General features: G+C 69.4%; 21 protein-coding genes and 2 pseudogenes. 11 read left to right on the top strand and 12 right to left on the bottom strand.

Going from position 1 to position 25,879, the window contains the following annotated elements:
• Positions 1-7 precede the first annotated feature (7 nt).
• The 5 genes and pseudogenes from OXS31_RS10165 (at position 8) to OXS31_RS10145 (ending at position 5,810) form a co-directional block, all read left to right on the top strand.
• A complete protein-coding gene (locus OXS31_RS10165; RefSeq protein WP_115945727.1) occupies positions 8-685 on the top strand; it encodes a DUF1028 domain-containing protein in 678 nt (225 codons plus the stop codon).
• Positions 682-1,833: an acetylornithine deacetylase gene (gene argE / locus OXS31_RS10160; RefSeq protein ID WP_267398853.1), complete on the top strand. Its 1,152-nt coding sequence runs from the start codon at positions 682-684 to the stop codon at positions 1,831-1,833. The genes OXS31_RS10165 and argE (OXS31_RS10160) overlap by 4 nt, the downstream gene beginning before the upstream one ends.
• Positions 1,834-2,149: 316 nt before the next feature.
• A complete protein-coding gene (locus tag OXS31_RS10155; RefSeq protein ID WP_267398852.1) occupies positions 2,150-2,761 on the top strand; it encodes a glutathione S-transferase in 612 nt (203 codons plus the stop codon).
• A 45-nt stretch (positions 2,762-2,806) separates the two neighbouring features.
• Positions 2,807-4,858, top strand: a pseudogene (locus tag OXS31_RS10150) (pyridoxamine 5'-phosphate oxidase family protein).
• 61 nt (positions 4,859-4,919) lie between these two features.
• Positions 4,920-5,810, top strand: a complete 891-nt coding sequence (locus tag OXS31_RS10145) for a LysR family transcriptional regulator (RefSeq protein ID WP_267398851.1) — start codon at positions 4,920-4,922, stop codon at positions 5,808-5,810.
• 5 nt (positions 5,811-5,815) lie between these two features.
• Here OXS31_RS10145 and OXS31_RS10140 read toward each other — a convergent pair.
• The 3 genes and pseudogenes from OXS31_RS10140 to OXS31_RS10130 all read right to left on the bottom strand — a co-directional run bounded on the left by OXS31_RS10140 (position 5,816) and on the right by OXS31_RS10130 (position 8,802).
• A pseudogene (locus OXS31_RS10140) lies at positions 5,816-7,257 on the bottom strand (aldehyde dehydrogenase family protein).
• A gap of 29 nt (positions 7,258-7,286) precedes the next feature.
• On the bottom strand, positions 7,287-7,676 hold the full coding sequence (locus OXS31_RS10135; RefSeq protein ID WP_042134245.1) for a RidA family protein: 390 nt from the start codon (positions 7,674-7,676) through the stop codon (positions 7,287-7,289).
• On the bottom strand, positions 7,666-8,802 hold the full coding sequence (locus OXS31_RS10130; protein ID WP_267398850.1) for a DSD1 family PLP-dependent enzyme: 1,137 nt from the start codon (positions 8,800-8,802) through the stop codon (positions 7,666-7,668). The genes OXS31_RS10135 and OXS31_RS10130 overlap by 11 nt, the downstream gene beginning before the upstream one ends.
• A gap of 95 nt (positions 8,803-8,897) precedes the next feature.
• Between OXS31_RS10130 and OXS31_RS10125 the strand changes: the two genes are divergently transcribed.
• From OXS31_RS10125 to OXS31_RS10105, 5 genes are all read left to right on the top strand, one after another.
• Entirely contained in the window at positions 8,898-9,806 is a 909-nt protein-coding gene (locus tag OXS31_RS10125) for a LysR family transcriptional regulator (protein ID WP_267398849.1), read from the top strand.
• 143 nt (positions 9,807-9,949) lie between these two features.
• Entirely contained in the window at positions 9,950-11,413 is a 1,464-nt protein-coding gene (locus OXS31_RS10120) for an NAD-dependent succinate-semialdehyde dehydrogenase (RefSeq protein ID WP_267398847.1), read from the top strand.
• A gap of 143 nt (positions 11,414-11,556) precedes the next feature.
• A complete protein-coding gene (gene gabT, locus OXS31_RS10115) occupies positions 11,557-12,846 on the top strand; it encodes a 4-aminobutyrate--2-oxoglutarate transaminase (RefSeq protein ID WP_042134251.1) in 1,290 nt (429 codons plus the stop codon).
• A gap of 55 nt (positions 12,847-12,901) precedes the next feature.
• A complete protein-coding gene (locus OXS31_RS10110; protein ID WP_145247535.1) occupies positions 12,902-13,591 on the top strand; it encodes a haloacid dehalogenase in 690 nt (229 codons plus the stop codon).
• A 29-nt stretch (positions 13,592-13,620) separates the two neighbouring features.
• Positions 13,621-14,112: a winged helix-turn-helix transcriptional regulator gene (locus OXS31_RS10105; RefSeq protein ID WP_007161776.1), complete on the top strand. Its 492-nt coding sequence runs from the start codon at positions 13,621-13,623 to the stop codon at positions 14,110-14,112.
• Between the two features lie 52 nt (positions 14,113-14,164).
• Here OXS31_RS10105 and OXS31_RS10100 read toward each other — a convergent pair whose 3' ends face one another.
• A complete protein-coding gene (locus OXS31_RS10100) occupies positions 14,165-14,878 on the bottom strand; it encodes a cupin domain-containing protein (protein ID WP_267398842.1) in 714 nt (237 codons plus the stop codon).
• 231 nt (positions 14,879-15,109) lie between these two features.
• Here OXS31_RS10100 and OXS31_RS10095 point away from each other — a divergent pair, with 231 nt between their 5' ends.
• Positions 15,110-16,036 carry a glyoxylate/hydroxypyruvate reductase A gene (locus OXS31_RS10095; protein WP_027599288.1) on the top strand — a complete coding sequence of 309 codons (927 nt, stop codon included), beginning with the start codon at positions 15,110-15,112 and terminating at the stop codon, positions 16,034-16,036.
• Between the two features lie 15 nt (positions 16,037-16,051).
• Here OXS31_RS10095 and argE (OXS31_RS10090) read toward each other — a convergent pair whose 3' ends face one another.
• The 8 genes from argE (OXS31_RS10090) to OXS31_RS10055 form a co-directional block, all read right to left on the bottom strand.
• Entirely contained in the window at positions 16,052-17,203 is a 1,152-nt protein-coding gene (argE, locus tag OXS31_RS10090; RefSeq protein WP_267398840.1) for an acetylornithine deacetylase, read from the bottom strand.
• Positions 17,200-18,357 (bottom strand): FAD-binding oxidoreductase, encoded by a 1,158-nt coding sequence (locus OXS31_RS10085; RefSeq protein ID WP_108581778.1) that lies wholly within the window; start codon positions 18,355-18,357, stop codon positions 17,200-17,202. Before OXS31_RS10085 ends, argE (OXS31_RS10090) begins: the two co-directional genes overlap by 4 nt.
• The gene (locus OXS31_RS10080) at positions 18,354-19,769 is read right to left on the bottom strand and encodes an FAD/NAD(P)-binding oxidoreductase (RefSeq protein WP_267398839.1); all 1,416 of its coding nucleotides are present in this window, start codon (positions 19,767-19,769) and stop codon (positions 18,354-18,356) included. Before OXS31_RS10080 ends, OXS31_RS10085 begins: the two co-directional genes overlap by 4 nt.
• Positions 19,754-20,059, bottom strand: a complete 306-nt coding sequence (locus OXS31_RS10075) for a (2Fe-2S)-binding protein (RefSeq protein WP_144954069.1) — start codon at positions 20,057-20,059, stop codon at positions 19,754-19,756. Before OXS31_RS10075 ends, OXS31_RS10080 begins: the two co-directional genes overlap by 16 nt.
• Positions 20,056-21,900, bottom strand: a complete 1,845-nt coding sequence (locus OXS31_RS10070) for an ABC transporter ATP-binding protein (protein ID WP_267398838.1) — start codon at positions 21,898-21,900, stop codon at positions 20,056-20,058. Before OXS31_RS10070 ends, OXS31_RS10075 begins: the two co-directional genes overlap by 4 nt.
• A gap of 1 nt (position 21,901) precedes the next feature.
• Complete coding sequence (locus OXS31_RS10065) at positions 21,902-22,804, bottom strand: ABC transporter permease (RefSeq protein WP_074583644.1); 903 nt, start codon at positions 22,802-22,804, stop codon at positions 21,902-21,904.
• Positions 22,801-23,757, bottom strand: coding sequence for an ABC transporter permease (locus OXS31_RS10060; RefSeq protein ID WP_027602371.1), 957 nt, complete (start codon positions 23,755-23,757; stop codon positions 22,801-22,803). Before OXS31_RS10060 ends, OXS31_RS10065 begins: the two co-directional genes overlap by 4 nt.
• Positions 23,758-23,828: 71 nt before the next feature.
• Positions 23,829-25,466, bottom strand: a complete 1,638-nt coding sequence (locus OXS31_RS10055; RefSeq protein ID WP_115945743.1) for an ABC transporter substrate-binding protein — start codon at positions 25,464-25,466, stop codon at positions 23,829-23,831.
• Positions 25,467-25,879: the final 413 nt, after the last annotated feature.

Below are 25,879 nucleotides of genomic sequence, written 5' to 3'. Positions count from 1 at the left end.
CGCCCCCATGACCTTTTCCCTTACCGCCCGCTGCGCCGCCACCGGTCAGTTCGGCATCGCCATCAGTTCGTCGAGCATCGCCGTGGGCGCCCGCTGCCCCTGGCTGCAGCCCGGTGTCGGCGCGGTCAGCTCGCAGAACATTACCCTGCCCGCCCTGGGGCCGCGCACCCTGGAGCGCCTGGCGCAAGGTCTGACACCCGCCGCGGCCCTGGCCGAGAGCCTGGCCGGCGATGGCTACGCCGAATATCGCCAGGTGACCGTCATCGACGCCCAGGGCCGCAGTGCCCATCACAGCGGTGCCCATACCCTGGGCGTGCACCAGGCCTTGAGCGGCCTGAACTGCGTGGGCGCCGGCAACATGCTGGCCAGCCCCGCGGTGGTGGAGGCGCTGGTGGCGAGCTTCGAAGCCACCCAGGGCGCCCTCGCCGAGCGCCTGCTGCTGGCCATGCAGGCGGCGATGGCCGCCGGTGGCGAGGCCGGTCCGGTGCACTCGGCGGCGCTGCTGGTGGTGGGCGAGCCCAGCTGGCCCATCGTCAATCTGCGCGTCGACTGGGCCGAGACCGACCCCATTGGCGAGCTGGCGGCCCTGTGGCGCGCCTATGAACCCCAGTTGCAGGACTATCTCGACCGCGCGGTGCGTCCGGATCTCGCCCCCGGCTACGGCGTGCCGGGAGACGACCGATGAGCGCCAGCCAGGAGTTGCTGGCGCAGCTGGTGGCCTTCGACACCACCAGTCGCGAATCCAACCTGGCACTGATCGACTTCGTCGCCGGCTACCTGGATGGCTTCGGCGTACCCTTTGAGCTGATCCACAACGCCGAGGGCACCAAGGCCAATCTCTTCGCCACCCTGGGACCGGCCGACGTGCCGGGCATCGTGCTCTCGGGGCATACCGACGTGGTACCGGTGGACGGCCAGGCCTGGACCCGTCCCGCCTTCGCCCTCAGCGAAAGCGCCGGCCGGCTCTATGGCCGCGGCACCGCCGACATGAAGGGCTTTCTGGCCTGCCTGCTGGCGCTGGTGCCCGCGGCCAGTCGCGCGGCCCTGCGCCGTCCGCTGCACCTGGCGCTGTCCTATGACGAGGAAGTCGGCTGCCTGGGCGTGCGCAGCCTGCTCGATCAGCTGGCCCAACGCCCGATCAAGCCGCTGCTGTGCCTGATCGGCGAACCCACCGAGCTCAAGCCCGTGCTCGGCCACAAGGGCAAGGTGGCCATGCGCTGCCAGGTGCACGGCGCGGCCTGTCATTCGGCCTATGCGCCCCAGGGCGTCAACGCCGTCGAATACGCCGCGCGCCTGGTCGTCGAACTCGGCCGGCTCGGCGAGGCGCTCAAGGCACCGCAAGACCAGGATCCACGCTTCGACCCGCCCTTCTCCACGGTGCAGACCGGCCTGATCACCGGCGGCCAGGCCCTGAATATCGTGCCCCAGGATTGTACCTTCGATTTCGAGATCCGCGCCCTGCCCGCCCAGGATCCCTATCAGGTGATCCACCAGCTGCAGGCCCATGCCGAGGCGATCCTGCTACCGGCCATGCGCGCCATCAGCGGTCAGAGCGCCATCCGCTTTACCGAGCTGTCCAGCTATCCCGGCCTGGATACCGCCGTCGAAAGCGAGGCGGCCGAATGGGTCGCACAATTCTGTGGCTCCCGCGACTTCGGCACGGTGGCCTTCGGTACCGAAGGCGGTCTGTTCGCTGCGGCCGGCATCCCCACCGTGGTCTGCGGCCCCGGCAGCATGACCCAGGGGCACAAGCCCGACGAATTCGTCACCCAGGCGCAACTGGACGGCTGCGATGCCATGTTGGGGCGGGTGCTGGCCTTCGCCTGCCGCTAGGTCCTGTACGAAATGTGCCTGCGCTCGGTAATGCTTCGTTGAAAAAGGCCTGGATCGCCAGCCCGGTCGCAATGCTCATTTACCGGTCGTAAACTCGAGCGCGAGCCCGGTCCGCTTCCTCAGCCTTTTTCGTGGGGCCGCCTAGGCTTCGCCTGACCTTCGCTCGGCGACTTTTCGTACAGAACCTAACCTGATCATTCCATTTTGCGGAATGCTGAACTGACGAGAAGGCCGATTCCCACGAAAGCGCTCTGACCCCAAGCTGGTAGCACGAATCGGGACCACCCTTGGCCCGATGCCTGCCAGGAGTTGGATCATGAAGCTCTACCACCTTCCGTTGTCCGGTCATGCCCATCGCGCCGTGCTGTTCGCCTCGTTGCTGGGCCTCGCGCCCGAACTGGTCGAGGTCGACCTCGCGGCCGGCGAGCACCGCACCCCGGCGTTCCTCGCCCTCAACCCCTTCGGCCAGGTGCCGGTGCTGGAGGACGCTGGCGTGATCGTCGCCGACTCCAACGCCATCCTCGTCTACCTGGCGAAGAAGCTGGGCCGCACCGACTGGCTGCCGGAAGACCCGGCCGGGGCCGCCGCCGTCCAGCGCTGGTTGTCGGTGGCCGCGGGCGAACTGGCCTATGGCCCGGCAGCGGCGCGGCTGATCACGGTGTTCGGTGCCCGCTTGAATCCCGAGGAAGTCATCGCCCGCGCCCACGTCCTTCTGGAGCGGCTGGAGGCTCATCTGGCGAACCGCGACTGGCTGGCCGCCGATCACCCGACCATCGCCGACGTCGCCCTCTACAGCTACCTGGCCGGAGCGCCGGAAGGCAACGTGGACCTGGCGCCCTATACCGCTGTGCGGGCCTTCCTGCAGCGGGTGGAAGCCCTGCCGGGCTTCGTGCCCTTTCCGCAGACGGCTGCCGGTCTGCGCGCCTGAAGCAGCGGGATCACCCGCCTTCCCCCATCGCGAGGAGCCACCTCGATGAGCACGCCCCTGAACGCCCTGCCCACCTGGCACCCCGGCGAAATCGCCCTGCAGGAGCGCGTCGGCGTCCGCCAGCGGATGGCCGAGGTCGGCCCGCGGGTGATCCGCAGCTTCATGCCCGACCAGCACCGCGCCTTCTACCAGCAACTACCCTTCCTGGTGCTGGGTAGCGTGGACGCGACCGGCGCGGCCTGGGCGACGATGCTGGAGGGCGCGCCGGGCTTCGTCAGCGCACCGACACCAACGCGGCTGGACATCGCGGCCAGCCTAGCGGCAGGGGATCCGGCCGGCACCGGCCTGGCGGATGGCGCCGCCGTGGGATTGCTGGGTATCGAGCTGCACACCCGGCGCCGTAACCGCGTCAACGGCGAGGTCGAGCTGACGCCCCGGGGCCTGCGGGTGACCGTGGACCAGAGCTTCGGCAACTGCCCGCGCTACATCCAGCTGCGCGACCTGCAACCCAGCCAACCACCGGATCAGACGCCCGCTCCGGCCGTCGAACCCCTGGAGACGCTGGATGAGGCGGCACGCCAGCTGATCGAAGGGGCCGATACCTTCTTCGTCGCCTCCTATGCCGAGCAGGAGGGACGACGCCGGGTGGACGTTTCTCACCGTGGCGGCAAGCCGGGCTTCGTTCGGGTGGATGCCGAGGGCGTGCTGACCATTCCCGACTTCAACGGCAACCTGTTCTTCAACACCCTGGGCAACATCGCCGTCAACGGCCAGGCAGGACTGCTGTTCGTCGACGACGAGCGCGGCGATCTGCTGCAGCTGAGTGGCCTGGCCGAGGTGCTGTTCGACTCGCCGGAGATCGCCGCCTTCGAGGGCGCCGAACGCCTCTGGACCTTTCGCCCGCAGCGTATCGTCCGTCGCCGCGGCACCCTGACCCTGCGCTGGCAGGCGCGGGCCGGGGGCGAGTCGGACAGCAGCCAGCTGACCGGCAGCTGGGCGCAGGCGCGCGAGCGCCTGCTGAGCCGTGAACTCGGCAACCGCTGGTGACCCTTGCGCGTCATCCGCATCGTCGAGGAGAGCGCCACCATCCGCTCCCTCCATCTCGCCGCGGCGGACGGCACCGCCTTGCCGCCCGCCCAGGCCGGCCAGTTCCTGCCGGTACGCCTCACTCCAGTCGCCGGCCAGGCCCTGGCGCTGCGTAGCTATAGCCTCTCCAGCGCGCCGGCCGACGGGCACTACCGCATCAGCGTCAAGCGCGAGGGGCTGGTGTCCACCTGGCTGCACGACCGGCTGCGCGAGGGCGATCTGCTCGACACGCGTCCGCCGGCGGGGGACTTCACCCTGGCCGCCGCCGACCAGTCCCTGGTTCTGCTGGCGGCCGGCATCGGCATCACCCCGCTGCTGGCGATGCTCAGGCACCTGGTCCACGAAGGACGCCGGACCCAGCGCCAGCGCCCGATCACCCTCTTCTACGGCGCCCGGTCGAAGGCCGAGCGCGCCTTCGATGCGGAACTGGCCGAATTGGTGGCCGCCGCCGGAGGCTCGCTGCGCCTGGTGCGGGCGCTGAGCGATACCCGCGGGGCCGTGGCGGATACCGACTACGAGGTGGCCGGACGGATCGACCTGGGTGTGCTGGGCCGCTTCCTGCCCTTCGGCGATCACACCTTCTACCTCTGCGGCCCGGCGGCCTTCACCCAGGCACTGTACGACGGCCTGCGCGGTTACGGCATCGAGGACACGCGTATCCATGCCGAAGCCTTCGGTCCGGCGGCGCTGCGCCGCAGTCAGCCCCTGGAAGCGGCGGCTCCCGTGCGTCCAGCCGCGGCCACGGACAGCGTGCCGGTGGTCTTCACCGCCTCGCTCAAGGAAGCGCGCTGGACACCCGCGGCAGGCTCGCTGCTGGAACTGGCCGAAGCCCGAGGCCTCGACCCCGCCTTCAGCTGCCGCGAAGGTCATTGCGGCAGCTGCCGGACACGGCTGCTCGGTGGTGCCGTCACCTATGCACGGGAGCCGGTGGCGCGGGTCGCCGACGGCGAGGCGTTGCTGTGCTGCGCGGTGCCGGCGGCTGGCACCGACCGCCTGAAACTCGATCTATGATCCGCGCCGCCTGAAGTTGACTACCATGGAGCCTGGTCGACAAGACAGGACGGCGAGGCAGATGGATCGTTGGCAGGCGATGCGCGTGTTCGTGAAGGTGGCGGAAACCGAGAGTTTCGCCCGTACCGCCCGGGAGCTGCACCTGAGCGCACCGGCGGTGACCCGCCTGGTGGCGGCGCTGGAGGAGCTGGTCGGCGCGCGCCTGCTGGTGCGCACCACCCGTTCGGTCAGGCCCACCGAAGCCGGCGCCCGCTACCTGCAGGATTGCCGACGCATCCTCGCCGACATCGCCGAGGCGGAGCTGGCCGCGGCCGGCCACTACGCCAAGCCGGTCGGCACCCTGACCATCACCGCCCCGCTGCTGTTCGGGCAGCTGCACGTGCTGCCGCTGCTGCTGGACTATCTCGAGCGCTATCCGCAGATGCGCGCCCGCACCTTCTTCGTCGACCGGCCGGTGAACATCGTCGAGGAAGGCATGGACGTCGCCCTGCGCATCGGTCACCTGCCCGATTCGGGCTTCACCGCCATCCAGGTCGGCCGCGTGCGCCGGGTGGTCTGCGCCGCCCCCGCCTATCTGCAGGCCCAGGGCGTGCCCGCTACCCCTGCCGCGCTGCGTGAGCACCGCATCCTGGTGTCCCACAGCGCCTGGTCATCACCGGAATGGCGCTTTGCCGGTGGGCAACGGGTGAGCGTCGATCCGCTGCTGCACTGCAACACCAACGAGGCCGCCATCAGCGCGGCCAGGGCCGGTCGCGGCCTCACCCGGGTTCTGCACTACCAGATCGCGCCGGCCCTGGCCGAAGGTGCGCTGCAGATCGTTCTCGCCGAGCACGAGGAAGCGCCGCTGCCGATCCACCTCATTTACCCCGAAGGCCGCCAGGCACCGGCCAAGGTACGGGCCTTCATCGACCTGGCGGTGGCGGCGCTCAGGGACAATCCGCTGTTCGCCTGACACCCTCAGTGGCCGAGGATCGCTTTGGTCTCCAGGTACTCCTCCAGGCCGTGGACGCCATATTCGCGCCCGTTGCCGGAACGCTTGTAGCCGCCGAAGGGTGCCCAGGGGTTCCAGGCCGGATAGTTGAGATGGACCTGCCCGGCGCGCAGACGGGCCGCTACCGCGGCGACCTGGTGGGGGTCCCGACCCTGGACGTGGGCGCTGAGGCCATAGCGGCTGTCGTTGGCGATGGCGATGGCGATGGCGATGGCCTGGTCGAGCGAGCTGTAGGGCAGCAGGCAGAGCACCGGCCCGAAGATTTCCTCCTGGGCGATGCGCATCCCCGAGGTGACCGCCGAAAACACCGTGGGGCGCGCATAGAAGCCGGTGGTGCAGCCATCCGGGCGCCCTCCGCCAGACCGCTCTCGATCAGCGCCTGCACCCGGGCGAACTGGGCGCCATTGGCCAGCGGGCCGAGGGTCGTCGCGGGCGCCTGGGGGTCACCGACCACGAGGCCCGCCACGGTGGCTGCCGCCAGGCGCTCCACCTCGGTCAACTGGGCCTGAGGCACCAGCATCCGCGTCGGCGCGCTGCAGGATTGGCCGCTGTTGCGGAAGGCCGCCAGCACGCCCTTGGCCACCGCCTCCGGCAGATCGGCATCGGGCAGCAGCAGGTTGGGCGACTTGCCGCCCAGTTCCTGGGTCACGCGCTTGACCGTAAGGGCGGCGGCCTGGGCCACCTGGACCCCGGCGCGATTGGAGCCGGTGATGGAAATCATGTCGACATCGGGATGCTCGGCCAGCGCCGCGCCGACGGTGGGGCCGTCGCCGTTGACCAGGTTGAACACCCCTGCCGGGATCCCTGCGTCATGAACCGCCTGAGCGAACAGCAGGGCGCTCAGCGGCGCCAGCTCGCTGGGCTTGAGCACCACCGTGCAGCCGGCGGCCAGCGCCGGCGCGACCTTGGCGGTGATCTGGTAGAGCGGCCAGTTCCAGGGCGTGATGAGCGCGCAGACGCCGATGGGCTCACGTCTGAGACGCAAGGCACCGTCGGCGCGCTCGAAGGCGTAGTCGCTCACCACCTCGCGTGCCACGCGCAGGTGTTCCAGGGCTAGGGGCACCTGCAGGGCCCGGGCCGCGGCGAGGGGCGCACCCATCTCCCGTGAAATCACCTGGGCGAAGGTGTCGGCACGCTGTGCCAGCAGGGTCTGCAGGCGCTCCAGCCGTTGGGCGCGAGCGGCCGGCGTCTGCCCGGACCAGGCGTCGAAGGCGCCGCGGGCGGCCTGCACCGCCTGGTCGACTTCCGCGGCGCCGCCAAGGGCCACCTCGGCGAGCGCGCGTTCGGTCGCGGGATCCGTCACCGTGGCCCGGGCGGCGCCAGGCACCGGCACCCAGCGGCCGGCGAGATAACAGCAGCGGGTCACTTGGGGATCGATCAACGTTTGCAACGAAGGGTCCAGCAGCATGAGGGGAGCTCCCAGATGGCGACGGGCGATCAGTCGGCGCGCGCCAGCGCCTCGATCTCGACGAGATAACCATGGTGCAACTGCGGCACCGGCACCACCGCCCGCGCCGGCCAGTGTTCGCCCAGGAATCCGGCATAGAGGCGGTCGAAGGTAGGCCAGTGCTCGATGCCGACAACATAGACGGTCACCTTGAGCAGATCCTGCGGCCCCCGCCCTGCCGCGGCCAGGATGGCGCAGAGGTTGTCCAGGGCGATCTGGGCCTGCTCAGCGAAACTCGCCGCGACCGCATGGCTGCCGTCGGGTCGTACCGGCAGTTGCCCGGATACATGGAGCAGCCCCTGGTAGGCCACCGCCTGGGAATAGTGGCCGCCCGGTAGCGCCGCGGCCGCGGTCTGGATGAAACGCGTATCAGCGGCCATGCAGGCGACTCCAGGGGGTGACCGCGCCGCTGGCGTCCACGGCGTGATAGCGCTCGAACTGGCCGCCGGTGGCGCAGGCATGGTTGGGCAGGATGCGCAGGCGGCTGCCCACCGGGAAGCGCTGCTCCAGATCATCTGGGCAGCCCCCGGCGAAGCTGACGATGCCATGCTCCTGGTTGGCACCGGTCAGCAGGGCCCCTTCGAGCCAGCGGCCGTCCAGGGTGCAGACCTGGCCATAGCCGAAGTCACGCCGCTGCCGCTGGGTGCCCCGGTCGCGACTGAGGGCCATCCAGCCGGCGTCCACCAGCACCCAGCCTTTCTCCACCTGATGGCCGATCACCGTGGTCAGGACGCTCAGCGCCAGATCCTCGGCCTGGCAGATGCCGACGTTATGCATCACCAGGTCCTGGAAGACGTAGACCCCGGCGCGGACCTCGGTAACCCCGGTCAGATCCAGGGCCGACAGCGCCGTGGGCGTCGAGCCAATACTGACCTGCGGACAGGCCAGGCCCTGGGCACGCAGCCGCTCGGCCGCCGCCACGCAACAGGCGCGCTCCTGCTCGGCCAGGGCCTGCAGCGCCTGGGGGTCGTCCAGCTCGTAGCTGGAGCCGGCATGGGTGAGCACCCCCGCCAGGCGCATGCCGCCCGCGCTCAGCAGCTCGGCGATCTGCACCAGCCGGGGATCGTCCGGTTGCAGGCCCGCGCGATGTCCATCGCAGTCGATCTCCAGCCAGACCTCGAAGGCTTCGTCGTAGCGCTGGCCGGCCGCGACGATGGCCTGGGCCCCGGCCAGGCTGTCGGTCAGGATGCCTAGCCGACAACCCTGCCGCCGCAGCGTGCTGACCTGTTCCAGCCGCGCCGGGGCAATGGCCACGGCGTAGAGCACGTCGGTGATGCCCAGGGCGAAACAGGCCTCGGCCTCCTGGAGGGTGGAGACGGTCACGCCCTGGGCGCCCGCCGCCAGTTGCCGGCGGATGACCGCCTCGCTCTTGCTGGTCTTCACATGGGGCCGCAGGCGGACGCCGAGGGCGTTCATGCGCGCCTGCATGAGGTGGATGTTGCGCATCATCCGGGCTTCGTCGATGAGCGCGGCAGGGGTATCGAGGGTGAGCAGGGAGAGGGTCATGGCAAGGACTCGACCGGTGGGCGATGGGCGAACTGTAGCCGCCCTTCGTTAACCTGTGATTCAATCCTGCTGATGGATTCCTTTAGTCCAGATTAATGATCGCCATCGAAGACCTGCGCCTGGTGGTACTCCTGGCCCGCTGTGATTCCCTCAGCGCAGCGGCGCGCGCCCTCAACGTCTCGCCGCCCGCGCTCTCCACCCGCCTGCGCAAACTGGAGGCACGGCTGGGGGTGGCCCTGGCCAATCGCGATGCCCGGCGGCTGAGCCTGACCCCCGACGGCGAGCGCTTCGCCCAGCAATGCAGCGAACTGCTCGAACGCCTGGAGGCCTTGCCCGACACCTTCGCCCGCCAGGATCGGCAGCTGGTGGGCACCCTGCGCCTCGCCGCGCCCTTCGGCTACGGCCGCCAGCGCATCGCCCCGCTGCTGGCGCGCTTCGCCGTGTTGCATCCGCAGCTGCGCCTGCAACTGGACCTGCGCGAGACCCCCTGGCCCGACCGGCACGACAGCGATGCGGTCATTCATATCGGCGCCATCGACGACAGCTCCTGGATCGCCAAGACCCTGGCCCACAACGAACGCTGGCTGTGCGCCAGTCCGACCTACCTGGAGCAGCACGGCCTGCCGCAGGGGCCCAGGGCGCTGCTGCAGCACCGCTGCATCTGCATCCGCGAGAACGACGAGGACGTGACCCTCTTGCAACTGCGCAACGACCAGGAGCGCCAGACGCTGCGCATCGAACCGGCGCTGCTCACCAACGATGGCAGCGTGGCCCGCCGCTGGGCCGAACAGGGTCTGGGCATCGTGCTGCGTTCCCAGTGGGACGTCGCCGATGCCATCGCACGCGGCGCCCTGGTCCGGCTGCTGCCGGAGTGGCGCTTCGACAGCGCGCCCATCACCCTCCTGGTCCCCGCCCGCAAACAGCGCAGTGCCCGCCTCCAGGCGCTGGCCAACTTCCTCGACCTGGCGGTGAAGGGGCTGGACGCGGGCGCGGACCCTCACTAGCGGCCGGCCAGGAAGCCACCGCACAAAGTGCGGCAACGTCGCCGCGAACGCGTTCGGCACCGGTTCACAGCGGTCGATTTCGGCATTCGCCACCGCCACCCCTCCCTAGACTCAGGGCCTGACCTGCCACTGGGAGCGCCACCATGCCGCTGCACCTCGATCTGCGGGATCCCCGCCTGTTCAAAGCTTCCGCCTATGTCGATGGCCACTGGATCGCCGCCGACAACGGCGCCACCTTTGCCGTGGACAACCCCGCCACCGGCGAGACCCTCGCCCAGGTCGCCGCCCTGGAGGCTGGGGAAACCGCCCGTGCCATCGCCGCGGCGGAAGCGGCCTGGCCGGCCTGGCGCGAGCGTCCGGCCGCCGAACGCGCCGCGCTGCTGGAGCGCTGGCATACGCTGATGCTGGAGCACCAGGAAGACCTGGCCCTACTGATGACCCTGGAACAGGGCAAGCCACTGGCCGAGGCCCGTGGCGAGATCGCCTATGGCGCCAGCTTCGTCAAATGGTTCGCCGAGGAAGCCCGACGCAGCTTTGGCGACATCCTGCCCGCACCGGCCCGGGATCGCCGGGTGCTGGTGCTGCGGCAACCGGTGGGGGTCGCTGCCGCCATCACCCCGTGGAATTTCCCCAACGCCATGATCACCCGCAAGGCCGCCCCGGCGCTCGCCGCCGGCTGCCCGGTGGTGATCAAGCCCTCGGATCTCACCCCGCTGTCGGCCCTGGCGCTAGCCGAGCTGGCCGATCGCGCCGGCTTTCCGCCCGGCGTATTCAACGTGGTCACCGGGATGCCCGCCGGCATCGGCGGTGAACTGACCGGCAATCCGGCGGTGCGCAAGCTGTCCTTTACCGGCTCCACGCGCATCGGCCAGCTGCTGCTGGCGCAGTGCGCGGCCACGGTGAAGCGCACCAGCATGGAACTGGGCGGCAATGCGCCCTTCATCGTCTTCGATGACGCCGACCTGGATCTCGCCATCGCCGGGGTGCTGCAGAGCAAATTCCGCAACGCCGGCCAGACCTGCGTCTGCGCCAACCGCATCCTGGTGCAGGACGGCATCCACGACCGTTTCGCCGAGCGGCTCGCTGCCGAGGTGGCCAAGTTCAAGGTGGGCAACGGCCTGGAGGCCGGCGTGACCCTCGGTCCGCTGATCAATCGCCTGGCGGTGGACAAGGTCGCGCGTCATGTCGACGATGCCCTGACCCAGGGCGCCAAGGCCCTGTTCGGCGGCTTGCCCAGCGGTCGCGACCAGTTCGTCGCCCCCACGGTGCTCACCGGCGCCACGGCGGACATGTTGCTGGCCCGCGAGGAGACCTTCGGCCCGGTGGCGCCGCTGTTCCGCTTCCGCGAAGAAGCCGAGGCGCTGGCGCTGGCCAATGCCACGCCCTATGGCCTGGGCGCCTACTACTACACCCAGGACCTGCGCCGCGCCTGGCGTGTCGGCGAGCAGCTGGAATTCGGCATGGTGGCGCTCAACACCGGCACCCTGTCGATGGAGGTCGCGCCCTTCGGGGGAGTGAAGCAATCCGGCCTGGGCCGCGAAGGCTCGCACCTGGGGCTGGACGAGTACCTGGAAGTGAAGGCCTGGCACCTCGGCGGCCTCGACTGAAAGCCACCGGCGGCAGGCAACCGAAAATGCCGCCACCCCCAAGCAAAACAGCCGATCACGATGCCGGGGCCGGCAACTTCAGCGTTACCGACCCTGCGGCCTGCGTAGGCTGGAACTCTCGCCCCTGCCTGGAGTATCGCTGCATGAATTCCGCTGCCAAAGCCACCGACCGCCTGCTGGGTCTTCGCGAACAAGGCGTTCCCCGCGGCATCATCACCGCCCATCCCGTCGTGGTGGCCCGCGCCCAGGGCAGCGAAGTCTGGGACGTGGACGGTCGCCGCTACCTCGATTTCGTCGGCGGCATCGGCGTGCTCAATGTCGGTCACAACCACCCACGGGTGGTGGAGGCCGTGCGCCGTCAGGTCGGGGAGATCTCCCACGCCAGCTTCCAGGTAATGGCCTACGAGCCCTACCTGGAGCTGGCCAATCGTCTCAACACCCTCATCGGCAACGGCGAAGCCTACAAGACGCTGCTGCTGACCTCCGGCGCCGAAGCCGTGGAAAACGCCATCAAGATCGCCCGCGCCCACACCAAAAGGCCCGGGGTGATCGCCTTTCGCGGCGGCTTCCACGGTCGCACCCTGCTCGGCGTGACCCTCACCGGCTTCGCCCAGCCCTACAAGCAGAACTTCGGCCCCTTCCCCGGTGACATCTACCACGCGCCCTACCCCGATGCCTTCCGCGGAGTGGATAGCCAGCAGGCCCTGGCCGGCTTGCGCGAGGTCTTCGCCACCCAGGTCGCGCCCGACCAGGTGGCCGCGATTCTGATCGAACCGGTGCAGGGCGACGGCGGCTTCCGCCCGGCGCCGGTGGAATTCCTCCAGGCGCTGCGCGCCCTCTGCGACCAGCACGGCATCGTGCTGATCGCTGACGAGATCCAGACCGGCTTCGGTCGCACCGGCAGCCTGTTTGCCTTCCAGCAGACCGGCGTCCAGCCCGACCTGGTGACGGTGGCCAAGAGCCTGGCCGGTGGCCTGCCGCTCTCCGGAGTGGTCGGGCGCGCCGCCATCATGGACGCGCCCCTGCCCGGCGGTCTCGGCGGCACCTATGGCGGCAACGCCCTGGCCTGCGCCGCGGCCCTGGCGGTGCTGGACGTATTCGAGGAAGAGGACCTGGTCGCCCGTGGCGTCGCCCTCGGCGAGCAGCTGCGCAGCGGTCTGCTCGCGCTGCAGCGACGGCATCCACGCATCGGCGAGGTGCGCGGCCGCGGCTTCATGCTGGCGGTGGAGATGGTCGGCGCCGATGGCCACAGCCCGGACGCTGCCCTCGCCCAGCAGGTCATCGACGGCGCCCGCCACGCGGGCCTGCTGGTGATCAAGTGCGGTGTCGAACGCAACGTCATCCGCTTCCTGGCACCGCTGGTGACCACCGAGGCGCAACTGGCCGAAGCCTTGCACATGTTCGGCCAAGCCCTCGCCCAGGCCGGTGCCTGAGGTTGAACGTAACGCCGCCTGGCATCGGCAGAGCGGCGCCAAGGGGAAACCGACCATGAGAATCACGCGTTACCAGGCCCTAGGCTTTTCCTGCTACGGCACCCTCGTCGACCGCGAAGGGGGCATCCTCGAAGCCCTGCGCCCCCTTGTGGCGCAGGCGGGCCTCAGCACCCATCCCGACTGGCTGCTCGGCAGCTATCACCGCCTCGCCCGCGAGTTGCGCCAGGCCACGCCCAACGCCAGCCAGACCAGTCTGCACCTGCGTATCCACCAGCGTCTGGCGCAAGAGTTGCAGCAGGAAGCCGACCTGGATGCCAGCGTGGCCTTTGGAAACGCCACGTCGTGCTGGCCGGTGTTCGAGGATGCGCCGGGCGCGCTGCAGTACCTGAGCAAGTTCTATCGATTGGTGTTGCTGGCCTCGCCCGATGACGGCGACGCCGCAGCGGTCACGGCGCGGCTGCCCGAGGTGTTCGCCGCCGTGATCCCCAACCGCGGCGGCGATCTGCGCCTGGCGCTGGACAACACCCTGGAGGAGCTTGGCCTGGCGCGCGGGGATCTGCTGCCGATAAGAGGCAGCGAACCGGACGACCCCTGGAACCCCTTGGTGGATTTTCCGCTGTGTACCTTGCGCCGTGATCGCTCGCGGCCCTGGAACCTTTCACGGCAGGCCCTGGATGGCACGCGGTGCGAGTACGCGAGTCTCGCCGACCTGGTGCATGCGCATCAGACCGCCCTGCGTGCCTAGCCTGACGTTCACGACTGCGAGGAACGACGATGGACGCCGCAACAAAACTGGACCGCATCGACATCAACATCCTGGTGCAACTGCAGAAGGATGGCCGGATGACCAATGTCAGTCTCGCCGAAGCCGTGGGCCTCTCCCCCAGCCCCTGCCTGCAGCGCGTGAAGCGTCTGGAGGCGGCCGGCTACATCAGCGGCTACGAAGCCCACGTCAACCTCGCCAAGATCGCCAACTCGGTGACGGTCTTCACCGAGGTCACCCTTTCCGACCACAAGCGCGCCGATTTCGTGAAGTTCGAGTCCTTCATCCGCGGGGTCGACGAGATCCTCGAATGCCACCTCATCAGCGGCGGCTACGACTACCTGCTGCGCTTCATGTGCAGCAGCATCGGCCACTACCAGGAGCTGATGGAATCCATCCTCGACCGCAACGTCGGCATCGAGAAGTACTTCAGCTACATCGTCATCAAATCGCCGGTGGTCAAGAACGCCCTGCCGCTGCGCAGCCTGATCAAGGCCGGCTGACCTCCCTCGCCGCGGCGCTCCGCCAGCATCCCGCTGCCGGAGCGCCCTCTTCTCAGCGCAGGATGCAATACAGCTTGCGCACCCGCTCCCGGCTGTCCCAGGCCATGGCCGTTGCCGCCGGTACCAGCACCGCCTCGCCCGCGTTGACCGTGCAGGGCGCTTCGCCCTCGACCGTGAGGGTCACGGCGCCGGCATAGAGCAGCATCAGCTCGCAGTGGGGATTGCTCACCGCCTTGCGCGTATAGGCCGTGCACTCCCACATCCCGACCCGCAGGGCCCCGCCACCGCTTTCGAACAGGTCGCAGCCGGTGGCCGTGGGCTCGGGACTGAGCAGTACGCTGGCCGCTGGCGGCGGCGAGGGTTCGCGCGGCGCCGAGGGATCCAGCAGCACGGGTGCCTGAGGCATGGGGCCTTCGCTGGCCCGGCCGGGAAAGGCCATGAACAGACGCCGCAATTCGCCGCTGTGACGCCAGCGGCAGCTCAGGCCACGCGGCAAAATGAAGGCATCGCCGGCCGTTAGGTGCAGGGCATTCCCCTCCCATTCCAGCTGCAACTCCCCGGCCTCGATGAGGCTGACTTCCACCCAGGGGTAGTCGTCCAGCCGGCAATCGGCGGAATGGGCGACGGCGCTGCCCATCACATAGCCCAGGCGGCCATCGTGCAGGTGCAATTCGCGACCGGCGGCCAGGGGATCATCGTGCAGCGGCTGGAGCGCCCGGGGCAGCTGGCGGTCACCGGGCGGCAGACAATAGTGCAGCAAGGGCATGGCGGATCCTCGTGTCGAGCGGCGCGGCAGGGGCGCCGCGGACCCGGCCAGTATCGACTCGCAGGGCACCGGGGTTATGGCGTTTGCGCCCTGGGCCGGCACAGAAGCTGCCGTTTTTCCCAGATGCGGCGCAGTTTCCACCGCACCACCGATCATGGCGGCGGCAGCGGAGAATTCGGGACAAACTACCGCACGCTTGCGCCATCCTTGAGCTTTGCCGGAGACCTCCCCATGACGCTGCTCTACAAGGCCGATCCCGAACGTGGCCAGGCCTGGCGACGCCTGTTCCAGGAACGCGCGCCCGATATCGCCTTCCGCCAGTGGCCGGACGTGGGCAATCCCGAAGAAGTCCGCTACCTGGCCTGCTGGCAACCGCCGGAAGACCTGGCCAACCGCTTTCCCAACCTGGAGGTGCTGTTCGCCACCTCGGCCGGCGTCGACCAGTTCGACCTGAACCTGTTCCCGCCAGCGCTGCCCGTGGTGCGGATGCTGGATCCTGGCATCGTCGCCGGCATGGTGGAGTACGCCACCCTCATGGTGCTGGCGCTGCATCGCCAGTTGCCCCTCTATCTCGACCAGCAGGCCGCGGGACGCTGGCAGGAACATGCCCTGGTAACGGCGAACAACAGACGCGTCGGCGTGCTGGGTCTGGGCCAGATCGGCCAGGCGGTGCTGGAGCGGCTCGCCACCTTCGGCTTCCAGCTTTCGGGCTGGTCGCGCTCGCCCCATGAGCTGCCGGGGGTGCGCTGCCATGCCGGCGCCGAGCAGCTGCCGGCGTTCCTGGCCGATTGCGAGATCCTCATCTGCCTGCTGCCGCTAACCGGGGAGACCCGCGGCATCCTCGACGCCCGCCTGTTCGCCGCCCTGCCCCGCGGCGCCAGCCTGATCAACCTCGGCCGTGGCGCCCAGCTGGTGGAAGCCGACCTGCTGGCGGCGCTGGACAGCGGTCAGCTGAGCCAGGCGGTGCTGGACGTGGTGGAGCCGGAACCGCCGGCAGTCGACCATCCCTTCTGGCAGCATCCGCGGATCTGGCTGACGCCCCACGTGGGCGCCATGACGGTGCCGGAAACGGCGTTCACCGTGCTGCTGGACAATATCCGCCGCCATCAGCGCGGTGAGCCCATGCAGGGTCTGGTGGATCGCCAGCGGGGCTACTGAAGAGACCGGGTGGCCTCAACCCAGGGCCACCCGCAACCGCCCAAGCAAGGCGTCACAGGCAGCGAGCTGGCTCAGTTCGACATACTCGTCCGGCTTGTGCGCCTGCTCGATGCTGCCCGGACCGCAGACCACCACCGGGGTGTCCAGCCGGCTGGCGAAAAGGCCACCCTCGGTGCCGAAGGCCACCTTGAGCGGGGTGGTGCCCGGCTCGACCAGGGTCTGCAGGAAGCGCACGGCTTCGACGCTGGGATGGGTATCCAGGCCCGGATAGGCGTTGACCGTCTCGATCTCGATGGCGGCCTTGTCCGAGGTTTGCCGTGCCTCCCGGACCAGGCTGTCCGCCGTTTCCTGCAGCGCGGCGACCAGGATGGCGGGATCGTCCGCCGGCAGGTGACGGATCTCGAAGTCCAGGGTGCAGAGGTTGGGCACGATGTTCAGCGCCTTGCCGCCATCGATCCGCCCGACATGCAGGGTGGTGTAGGGAATGTCGTAGGCCGCGTCGTGGGCGCCCTCTTCCGCCAGACGCCGCTGGCTGGCGCGCAGGGCGCCGACCAGGTCGCTGGCCAGGTGAATGGCGTTGACGTGCAGCGGCGCCAGGGAGGAATGGCCCTCCTGGCCATGGCAGTGGGCGCGCAGCGCGGCCTTGCCCTTGTGGCCGAGGGCGACCTGCAGGTCCGTGGGTTCGCCGACGATGCAGAGGAAGGGGCGCACCGGCGCCAGTTCCAGCACATCCAGCAGGCGGCGCACCCCGACGCAGCCGATCTCTTCGTCGTGGGACAGGGCCAATTGCAGCGGTCGCTTCAGGGGCTCACCCCGGGCGGCGGCCAGCAGGGCCACCACGGCGCAGGCGACGAAGCCCTTCATGTCGCAGGCACCGCGCCCATAGATCCGGCCGTCCTTCAGGGTCCCCTCGAACGGTGGCAGGGTCCAGGCCTGGCCGGCCACGGGCACCACGTCGGTATGCCCGGAGAGCAGCACGCCGGGCACGTCGCTCGGGCCGACGCTGGCGAAGAGATTGGCCTTGCGCCCGCTCTCGTCGAGCACCAGGCGGCAGGCGATGCCGGCAGCCTCCAGCAGACCCTGCACATGCTGGATCAGCGCCAGGTTGGAGTCGGCGGAAACGGTGGGAAAGCCGATCAGGGTGCGCAGCAGGTCCTGGCTGTTCATCCGGCGAGACTCTCGCTGCGGGGTTGCGCGAAGCGGCCGATGTCGAAGGCCGCCAGCGGCGTCTCGGTACGGCCGGTGGCGATCAGTTCGGCCATGGTGTCGCCCACCCCCGGGCCGAGCTGGAAGCCGGCGCCGCAGAAGCCGAAGGCGTAATAGAGACCCTCCACCTGGCTGCTCGGGCCCATGATCGGCAGGTCGTCGGCGATATAGCCTTCCACCCCGCTCCAGGTGCGGATCACGTTGACCCTGGCCAGGGCCGGCGCCAGGCGGCGCAGCTGGGTGAGCTGATTGAGCAGGCCGTGGGGCTCGGCGCGGGCCAGACGGGTGTCCAGATCCGGGCGGGAGCGGAAGCAGCCGCCGAAGATCACGTTGCCGCGCGGGATCTGGCGGAAGTAGATGGTCTCGCTCACCAGCGGTGAAGAGACGCCCACCGCTTCCTTGAAGGCATAGGGCAAGGGCTCGGTGACGCCCATCTGGGGGCCATGGGTCTCGATGGGCACCGGCTCGCCGAACTGGCTCGACAGCCGACTGCCCCAGGCTCCGGCGGTGATCAGCAGCCGCGGCGCCCGATAACGGCGGCCGTCGGCGGCCTGCACCAGGAAATCGCCATCCGGCTTGGTGACCTGGGTGATCTCCACCCCTTCCTGCAGATTGACGCCCTCGCGCACCGCGGCGCGGGCAAAGGCCGGCGCGGCCAGGCGCGGATTGGCATGGCCATCGTGGGGCGCATAGGAGCCGGCCACCACCTCGGGGCCCAGGTAGGGAAACTTCTCGTGCAGGGCCGCGCCTTCGAGCACCTGCAGATCGAGGGCGGCGGTCTCCGGCGCCCGGGCATACTCGTGCAGCATGGCGATGCGGCCGGGATCGTAGACCACCCGCAAGTGGCCGCCGGGGATGAATTCCAGGTCATCGCCGATCAACTCGGGCAGGCGACCCCAGATACCGCGGGAACGGTTGGACAGCGCCACCTGGGTCAGGTAGCGGCCCTGCCGGCGGACGTTGCCGAAATTGGTGCCGCTGGCGAAGCGCCCGACCTGGTCGCGCTCCAGCAGGAGCACCGACAGGCCCCGGCGGCGCAGGAAGAAGGCGCTGGCGCTGCCCATGATGCCGGCGCCGACGACGATGACGTCCGCGCGGTTGGCGGTCTGGTTCATGACGAAAGCTCCTCTTCGCTGGTGACGATGCCCAGCGGCAATGGCCGGACCGGTGCCTGGCCGCGCAGGCGGCCAACGGTTTCCACCGGCACCCCGGATTCGGCGGCGATGATCTCGGCGCCGGCCTGGGCGCAATAGCGACCCTGGCAGCGACCCATGCCGACGCGACTGAAGGCCTTGGCCCGATTGGCTTCCTGGGCACCCTTCTCGCGCACCACGGCACGCAACTCTCCGGCGGTGATGCTCTCGCAGCGGCAGACCACCGCGGTATCCGGCAGGCTGGCCATCTGTTTCGCGGGCCAGGGAAAGGCCTCGGCCAGGCCCAGGCGAAAGCGCTCCTGCACCGTCAGCGCCTCGCGGCAGCGCTCGGCGAGGCCAGCGGGCGGGGTGCGACCGAAATCGGTCAGGACCGCGCAGGCGGCCAGTTGCCCGGCCAGCTCCGCCCCGTCGGCGCCCCGTACCCGGGCGCCATCGCCGGCGGCATAGACCCCCGGCGTGGAGGTGCGGCCGTCGGCATCCAGTTGCAGCACCCATTGGCCAGTGGCGAGCTCGAATTCGAAGGCGCAGCGGGCGAGATCGCCCAACTGGGTTTCCGGGCGCAGGTGATAACCCAGGCCCACGGCGTCGCCCGCCACCTCCTGGCGCAGGCCACGCGCATCGGCGAAGGCTACGCCGCGCACGCCCTGTTCGGCATCGCCGAGGATTTCCAGCGGGGTGACGCCAAAGTGCAGCGGCACCCCGGCGCGCTTGAGCGAGGCCATGAGTTGCACGCCCTTCCAGGCCACGCCCGGGCGGGCCAGCAGTTTGGGCGTGGCCTGGGCGCGCAGGCGCAGCGGCGCGGTGTCGAGGACCGCGGCCACCGTGGCGCCGGCCTGCTGGTATTGGGCGGCGACCAGGTAGAGCAAGGGGCCGCTGCCCAGAAAGATCACCCGCCGGCCAATGGATACCGCCTGGGCCTTGAGGGCGATCTGGGCGCCACCGAGGGTATAGGTACCGGCCAGGTTCCAGCCCGGCACCGGCAGCAGGCGGTCACCGGCCCCGGTACAGAGCACCAGGGCATCGAAGTCCAGGGTGCGCTGGCGATTGCCCTGCACCGTGTAGAGGGTGCGCTCGTGCAGATGCCAGGCCAGGGTGTCGGGGCGGTAGTCGAGGCGTCCGCGCAAGCCGTCGAAGGTGCGGTGCAGGCTTTCGGCCTTGCCCGCCTCGCTGCCGTAGAGAGTGGCATAGGGACGCTGGAAGCCCTCGGGCTGGCGCCGATAGATCTGGCCGCCGTCGCGGCGATTCTCGTCGATCACCACCGGGGTAATGCCGGCAGCCAGCAGGGTTTCCGCGCAGCGCACGCCGGCCGGACCGGCCCCGACGATGACCACCCGCGGCGGGTTGCCGCCCCCTTTCGTTAGGCCCGATTCCATACCGCCTCCGGTTGCGTGGTGAGGATCTGCAGGCCCTCGCGGACCTCGGTGCCGCAGGCGCGCAGGCGCTCGCCGTCGGCGGTCCAGACCCAGCAATCCTGGCAGGCGCCCATCAGGCAGAAACCGGCGCGGCGCTCGTCGCCGAATTCCGACCGGCGCAGTGCCGGACCATTGGCCAGCAAGGCGACCATCAGGGTGTCGCCGGCCAGCGCCGTGACCGGCAGGCCATCGACGCTGAGGCTGACCTGGGACCGGCCGGTCTCGCCGAGTCGCTGAAAGCGGGAAGTCATGCGCGAACTCCTTGGGTGTGCAGCAGGGCGCCACCCTGCAGGCGCTGCAGGGTCTCGCCATCATGATGACAGAGGATGCGGTTGCCCCCGGCAAGGGTCTGGGGCCGGGGCGGCACCCGGTCGCAACGGCCTTCGAGCCGTACCGGGCAGCGCTGCAGGAAGCTGCAGAGCCGGCCACTGGCAGGCGGCGACGAAACCAGGGGGACCGCGGTACGGATGGGTTGCTCTTCCAGCCAGCCCTGGCGCAGCGCCGGTACCGAGGCGGTGAGCAACTCGGTGTAGGGATGCAGCGGCGGATGTTGCAGCGTGGTCGGGGTACCCAGCTCCACCGGCTGGCCGGCATAGAGCACCAGCACCTCGTCGCAGAGACTGCGCACCGTGGAGATGTCGTGGCTGATGAACAGATAGGCCAGCCCCAGCTCACGGCGCAATTCGGCGAGCAGATCGAGGATGGCGGCGCCGACCACGGTATCCAGCGCCGAGGTGACCTCGTCGCAGAGGATCAGTTCGGGTTCGGCGGCCAGTGCCCGAGCCAGGTTGACCCGCTGCTTCTGGCCACCGGACAACTCGCCCGGACGCCGGCTGGCGAGGCTGGCCGGCAGTTGTACCCGGTCGAGCAACTCGCGGACCTTGCGCTGGCGGGTAGCCTTGTCGAAGGCGTGATAGGTCTCCAGCGGACGCATGAGGATGCGCTCCACGCTGTGGGCCGGATTGAGCGCCGTGTCGGCATTCTGGTAGACCAGCTGCACCCGGCGGAACTGCTCGCGGGTGCGGCCGTCCAGACCGGGCGGCAGCAATTCGCCACCCAGGCGCACGCTGCCCTGGGCCGGCGGCAGCAGGCCGGCGATCACCCGCGCCAGGGTCGACTTGCCCGAACCGGATTCGCCGATAACGCCCAGAGCCTGGCCAGCGCCGATGCGCAGGTCGATGCCCTCCAGCACCCGATAGCGCGGCAGGCCATCGGCGCCGACGGGGCCGTAGCCGGCCACCAGGTCCTTGACCTCCAGCACCGGGGCGGCGGTCTCCACGGTGGGCAGGCCACGTTCCGCCAGGGGTTCCGGCCGGGCCGCGGCCAGCAGGCTGCGGGTATAGGGATGGCGGGCGCTGGCCAGCAGGCGTTCGGTACGGCGATTCTCATAGACCTCGCCGCCGTTGAGCACCAGGATGCGATCGGCCATCTGGGCCACCACGGCCAGGTCGTGGGAGACGTAGATGGCGGTCACGCCCCGCTCGCGCACCACCTGCTTGAAGACGCGCAGCACCTCGATCTGGGTGGTGACGTCCAGCGCCGTGGTGGGTTCGTCGAGGATCACCAGGGTCGGATCGGTGATCAGTGCCATGGCCGCCATCAGCCGCTGCAACTGCCCGCCCGAGACCTGGTGCGGATAGCGCTGGCCGATGTGCTCGGGATCCGGCAGCGCCAGCTCCTTGAACAGCTGCAGCGCCCGCGCCTCGGCTTCCCGACGCGTCAGCACGCCATGGATCAGCGCGCTTTCGATGATCTGCTCCATCAGCCGCCGCGACGGATTGAAGGCCGCCGCCGCGCTCTGGGCGATGTAGGCCACGGTGCGGCCACGCAGCCGGCGCAGGCCCGCGGCATCCAGCTCCAGCACCTGGGTGTCGCCGACGCGGATAGAGCCGCCGGCCAGTCGGCAGCCGGCGCGGGCATAGCCGAGCAGCGACAGGGCGATGGTGGTCTTGCCCGAGCCGGATTCACCGATCAGCGCCAGCACCTCGCCCTTGGCCAGGTTGAAGCCGACGTCCTTGACGATGGTGGTTTCGCTGCCGTCTTCGCCCTGGGCGACCACGCGCAGGTCTTTGACCTCTACCAGCAATTCCATCTCAGCGCCCTCCCCGGCGCCGCGCGCCGAAACGGTCGATGAGCAGGTTGACGCCCACGGTCAGGGTGCCGATGGCCAGCGCCGGCATCAGCACCGCCGGAGCGCCGTCGGCCAGACCGCCGATGTTTTCCCGCACCAGGGAGCCGAGGTCGGCGTTCGGCGGTTGCACGCCGAGGCCGAGAAAGCTCATGCCGCTGAGGAGCAGCACGATGTAGACGAATCTCAGGCCCAGGTCGGTGAGCAGCGGCAGGCGCATGTTGGGCAGCATCTCGCGCAGGGCGATGTACAGCCGGCCTTCGCCGCGGGTGCGGGCGACCTGGACGTACTCCAGCTCGGTGAGGTTCATCGCCAGACTGCGGGCGATGCGATAGCAGCCGGGGGCATAGCCCACCACCGCCATGACGATCAGCAGCGGCACCGAGGAGCCGAAGGCCGAGACCATCACCAGCGCCAGCATCTTGCTCGGCAGCGAGATCAGCGCATCGATCAGCCGCGACAGCGGCTCGTCCACCCAGCGTCCGGACAGCGCCGCCAGCAGACCGAGGCCGGTACCCAGGACGCAGGCCAGCACCGCCGCCACCAGCGCCAGCCCCACGGTGAAGCGGGCGCCGTCGAGGATGCGACTGAGCACGTCGCGGCCCAGGTAGTCGGTGCCCAGCAGGTGCGCAGGGCTATAGCTGGCCAGCACCGCGCTGTCGCCCAGGGCGCCCGGGTCATAGGGCGCCAGCCAGACGCCGAACAGCGCGATGAACAGCCAGAAGGCCACCAGGACGCCGCCGATGATGCCGGTCAGGGACCAGCGGCTGCGCCGACGGGTCCGCGGCGGTGACAGCTGGGCGTCGAGCGTCTTGCCATCCACCGGCACGACGGACGCGGCACGTACGGGAATCACGGGTCGGGTCATAGCGTTCTCAGCCTCGGATTGGACAGGATGGCGCAGAGGTCCGCCAGGGTCATGAGCACCAGGTAGGCGCAGCAGAACAGCATGGCGCAGGCCTGGATCAGCGGCAGGTCGCGACTGGCGACGCCGTCCACCATCAGCTGGGCGATGCCCGGGTAGTTGAAGATGGTCTCGACGATCACCACCCCGCCCATCAGGTAGGAAAGACTCAGGGCGATGGAATTGGCGATGGGCCCCACGGCATTGGGCAAGGCATGGCGCAGGACGGCGCGCACCGGACCGACGCCCTTGAGCCGGGCCATCTCCACATAGGGACTCTGCAGCTGCTCCACCAGGGCGGCGCGGGTCATCCGCGCCATCTGCGCGACGATCACGCAGCACAGGGTGCCCACCGGCAGCGCATAGGCGCGCAGGAAGTCCAGGGGGCCGTCGATGTCATGGGCGAAGGTCAGCGCCGAGGTCCACTGCAGGTGCACGGCGAAGACCAGCACCGCCAGGGTCGCCACCAGGAATTCCGGCACCGCGACGATGCCCAGGGTAAAGACGTTGAGGGCGCGGTCCAGGCGACCGCCGGCGTTCATCGCCGAGACGATGCCCAGACCCAGCGCCAGGGGTACCGACACCAGGGCGGTGACCCCGGCCAGCATCAGGGAGCCGCCCAATCGATCGCCGATCATGGTGGAGATGGGCATCTGGCTGGCCAGCGACTGGCCGAGATCACCGTGCAGGAGGCCGCTCAGCCAGTGGACGTAGCGCAGCAGCGCCGGCTGGTCGAGGCCCATCTGGGCCCGCAGCGCGGCAACCTGCTCGGGCAGCGCGAACTGGCCCAGCGCCTGCTGCGCGGCATCGCCCGGCAACAGCGCGGAGACGAAGAACACCAGCAACGAGACGATGAGCAGGGTCAGCAACCCGCCCCCGAGGCGTCTGGCGATGAGGGAAAAGACGGAAAGGTCCAAAGCCACCTCCTGCTTGAGCGTGGAGCGGCGAGCCGGTCACTGCGGAGCGACTCGCCGTGAGGCAACGAGCGTCAGGCCTCCAGCCAGACGTGCTCGGCGAACATGTAACCCATGAAGCCACCGATGGGGATGATTCCGTAGCCACCAAGCTTGGGCGAATGGGCATCGATGGAGCTGGTGAAGATCGGCAGGCCGATGCCGCTGTGCTGGTGGATCAGCAGCTGCATGTCGGCGTACATCTGCTTGCGCTTGGCGACATCCGTCTCGCCGCGGGAGGCCACCAGCAACTGGTCGAACTGTTCGTTCTTCCAGCCGGATTCGTTCCAGGGCGCATCGGACTTGAAGAATTGCGACAGCAGGATGTTGGCGGTGGGCCGGGCGTTGATGTTGCCGAAGCCCAGCGGGTCCTTCATCCAGTGGTTGTCCCAGTAGCCGTCGGCGCTGACCCGATTGACCATCAGGTTGAGGCCGGCCTGGCGCGCCGACTGCTGCAGCACCAGGGCCATCTCGTTGGCGTTGTCGGCGGCGGTGGAGGTCACCAGCGGCATCCGTGCGCCGGCGATGCCGGCCTTCTGGAAGAGGAACTTGGCCTTGTCCGGATCGTAGGGCCGCTGGGGCAGATCCGCCGCGTAATAGGGTGTGCCCGGCATGATCGGCTGGTCGTTGCCGATGGTGCCGTAGCCGAGGAACACCGACTTGAGGATCTGCTCGCGGTCGAACAGCAGCTTCATGCCCTCGACCACGTTGGGATCGTTGAACGGCCGGTTGGGAATGCGCATGATCAGGTCGGTGTAGCCACCCGAGGTGTTGGCCACCACCTTGAGCTTGCCGCTCTGCTTGAGACGTTCGGCGGAGCGCGGATCCACCGACACGGTGAGCTGGACGTCGCCGGCCAGCAGGGCGTTGACCCGCGAGGGCTCGTCGCCGATGCCGATCAGCTCGATCTCGTCCAGATAGGGCTTGCCGGACTTCCAGTAGTTTTCGTTGCGCACGCCCACGGTGCGCACGCCCGGCTTGAATTCCTTGACCTTGAAGGGTCCGGTGCCGTTGGCGGTGGAAAAATCCTTGGTGCCGTCGGCGATGATCAGGAACGGCGAGATGGCCAGCACCGCGGGCAGCTCGGAGTTCGGCGACACCAGGCGGATGCGCACCTCGTCGGGGGCCACCGCGGTGACCTCGGCGAACTGGTCGGCCAGGGCCTTGACCTTGGAACCCACCGCCGGGTCCTTGTGGCGCAGCAGCGAGTAGACGACGTCGGCGCTGTCGAAGGTCTTGCCGTTGTGGAATTGCACACCCTGGCGCAGCTTGATCGTCCAGGTCAGGGCGTCCTGGGTATCGAAACTGGTGGCCAGCGCCATCTGGGGTTCGAGGTGGCTGTCGAAGACGGTCAGGCCGTTGTAGAAGAAGTATTGCCGGGCATAGTCGCCCGAGAAAGCGCCGCGGGCCGGATCGAGCGTATCGGCGGTGGACGACCCGGCCGCTGCGGCGCGCACCCGACCGCCACGGCGCGGGGTGCCAGTGACCGCATCTTCTGCGGCGAACGCCTGGCCGTCACGGCCGAGCAGACTACCCACCCCGGTCGCCAGCAACCCGGCGGCGCCCAGCAGGCGCAGCGCATCGCGCCGCGACAGCCCCCGATGCAGGGCCTCGAAGGCCCGAACGCTTTCAGCAGCTCCTATCAGGGGACTTCCAGTCTTTTTCTCGGTCATGTCGGCTCGCTCGTTGGGGGCTCGGTCACCAGTCCGTACACCCCTCCCCGGGCGCACGGCGCTGTCCTCTTGGCCGCCTTGTCATGCGGCCTGGTTCATTACAGCACCGGCCCCTCGCCGATTACCGTCGAATTGCCCCTGCGGCGAGACAGAAAAGACCGTTTTGACCAAGCCGCTCAGCATTGTTTGCGGTGTGCGTCGCGACGGCGCATCAGGGCCCGCCATGCCCGTCTTTGGCGCGCTGGCGCGGCGTTTCGCTTGGGGTGGCGGAGCGCGGTGCGGACCGCGACGGGAGACTGGATGGCTATGAAAAACCTGCGGTGGCAGCAGGTTCTGCGCAGCGCCGCCGGTCAGCGCCCGCCGGGCTGCGGAAACGCAAAACCGCCCGCGCAGGCACTGCGCGTGGCAGGGCC

The organism is Pseudomonas sp. GM_Psu_1 (genome assembly GCF_026544185.1).
Taxonomy (GTDB): Bacteria; Pseudomonadota; Gammaproteobacteria; order Pseudomonadales; family Pseudomonadaceae; genus Chryseomonas; species Chryseomonas oryzihabitans.
This window is presented reverse-complemented; position numbering and strand designations above follow the sequence as displayed.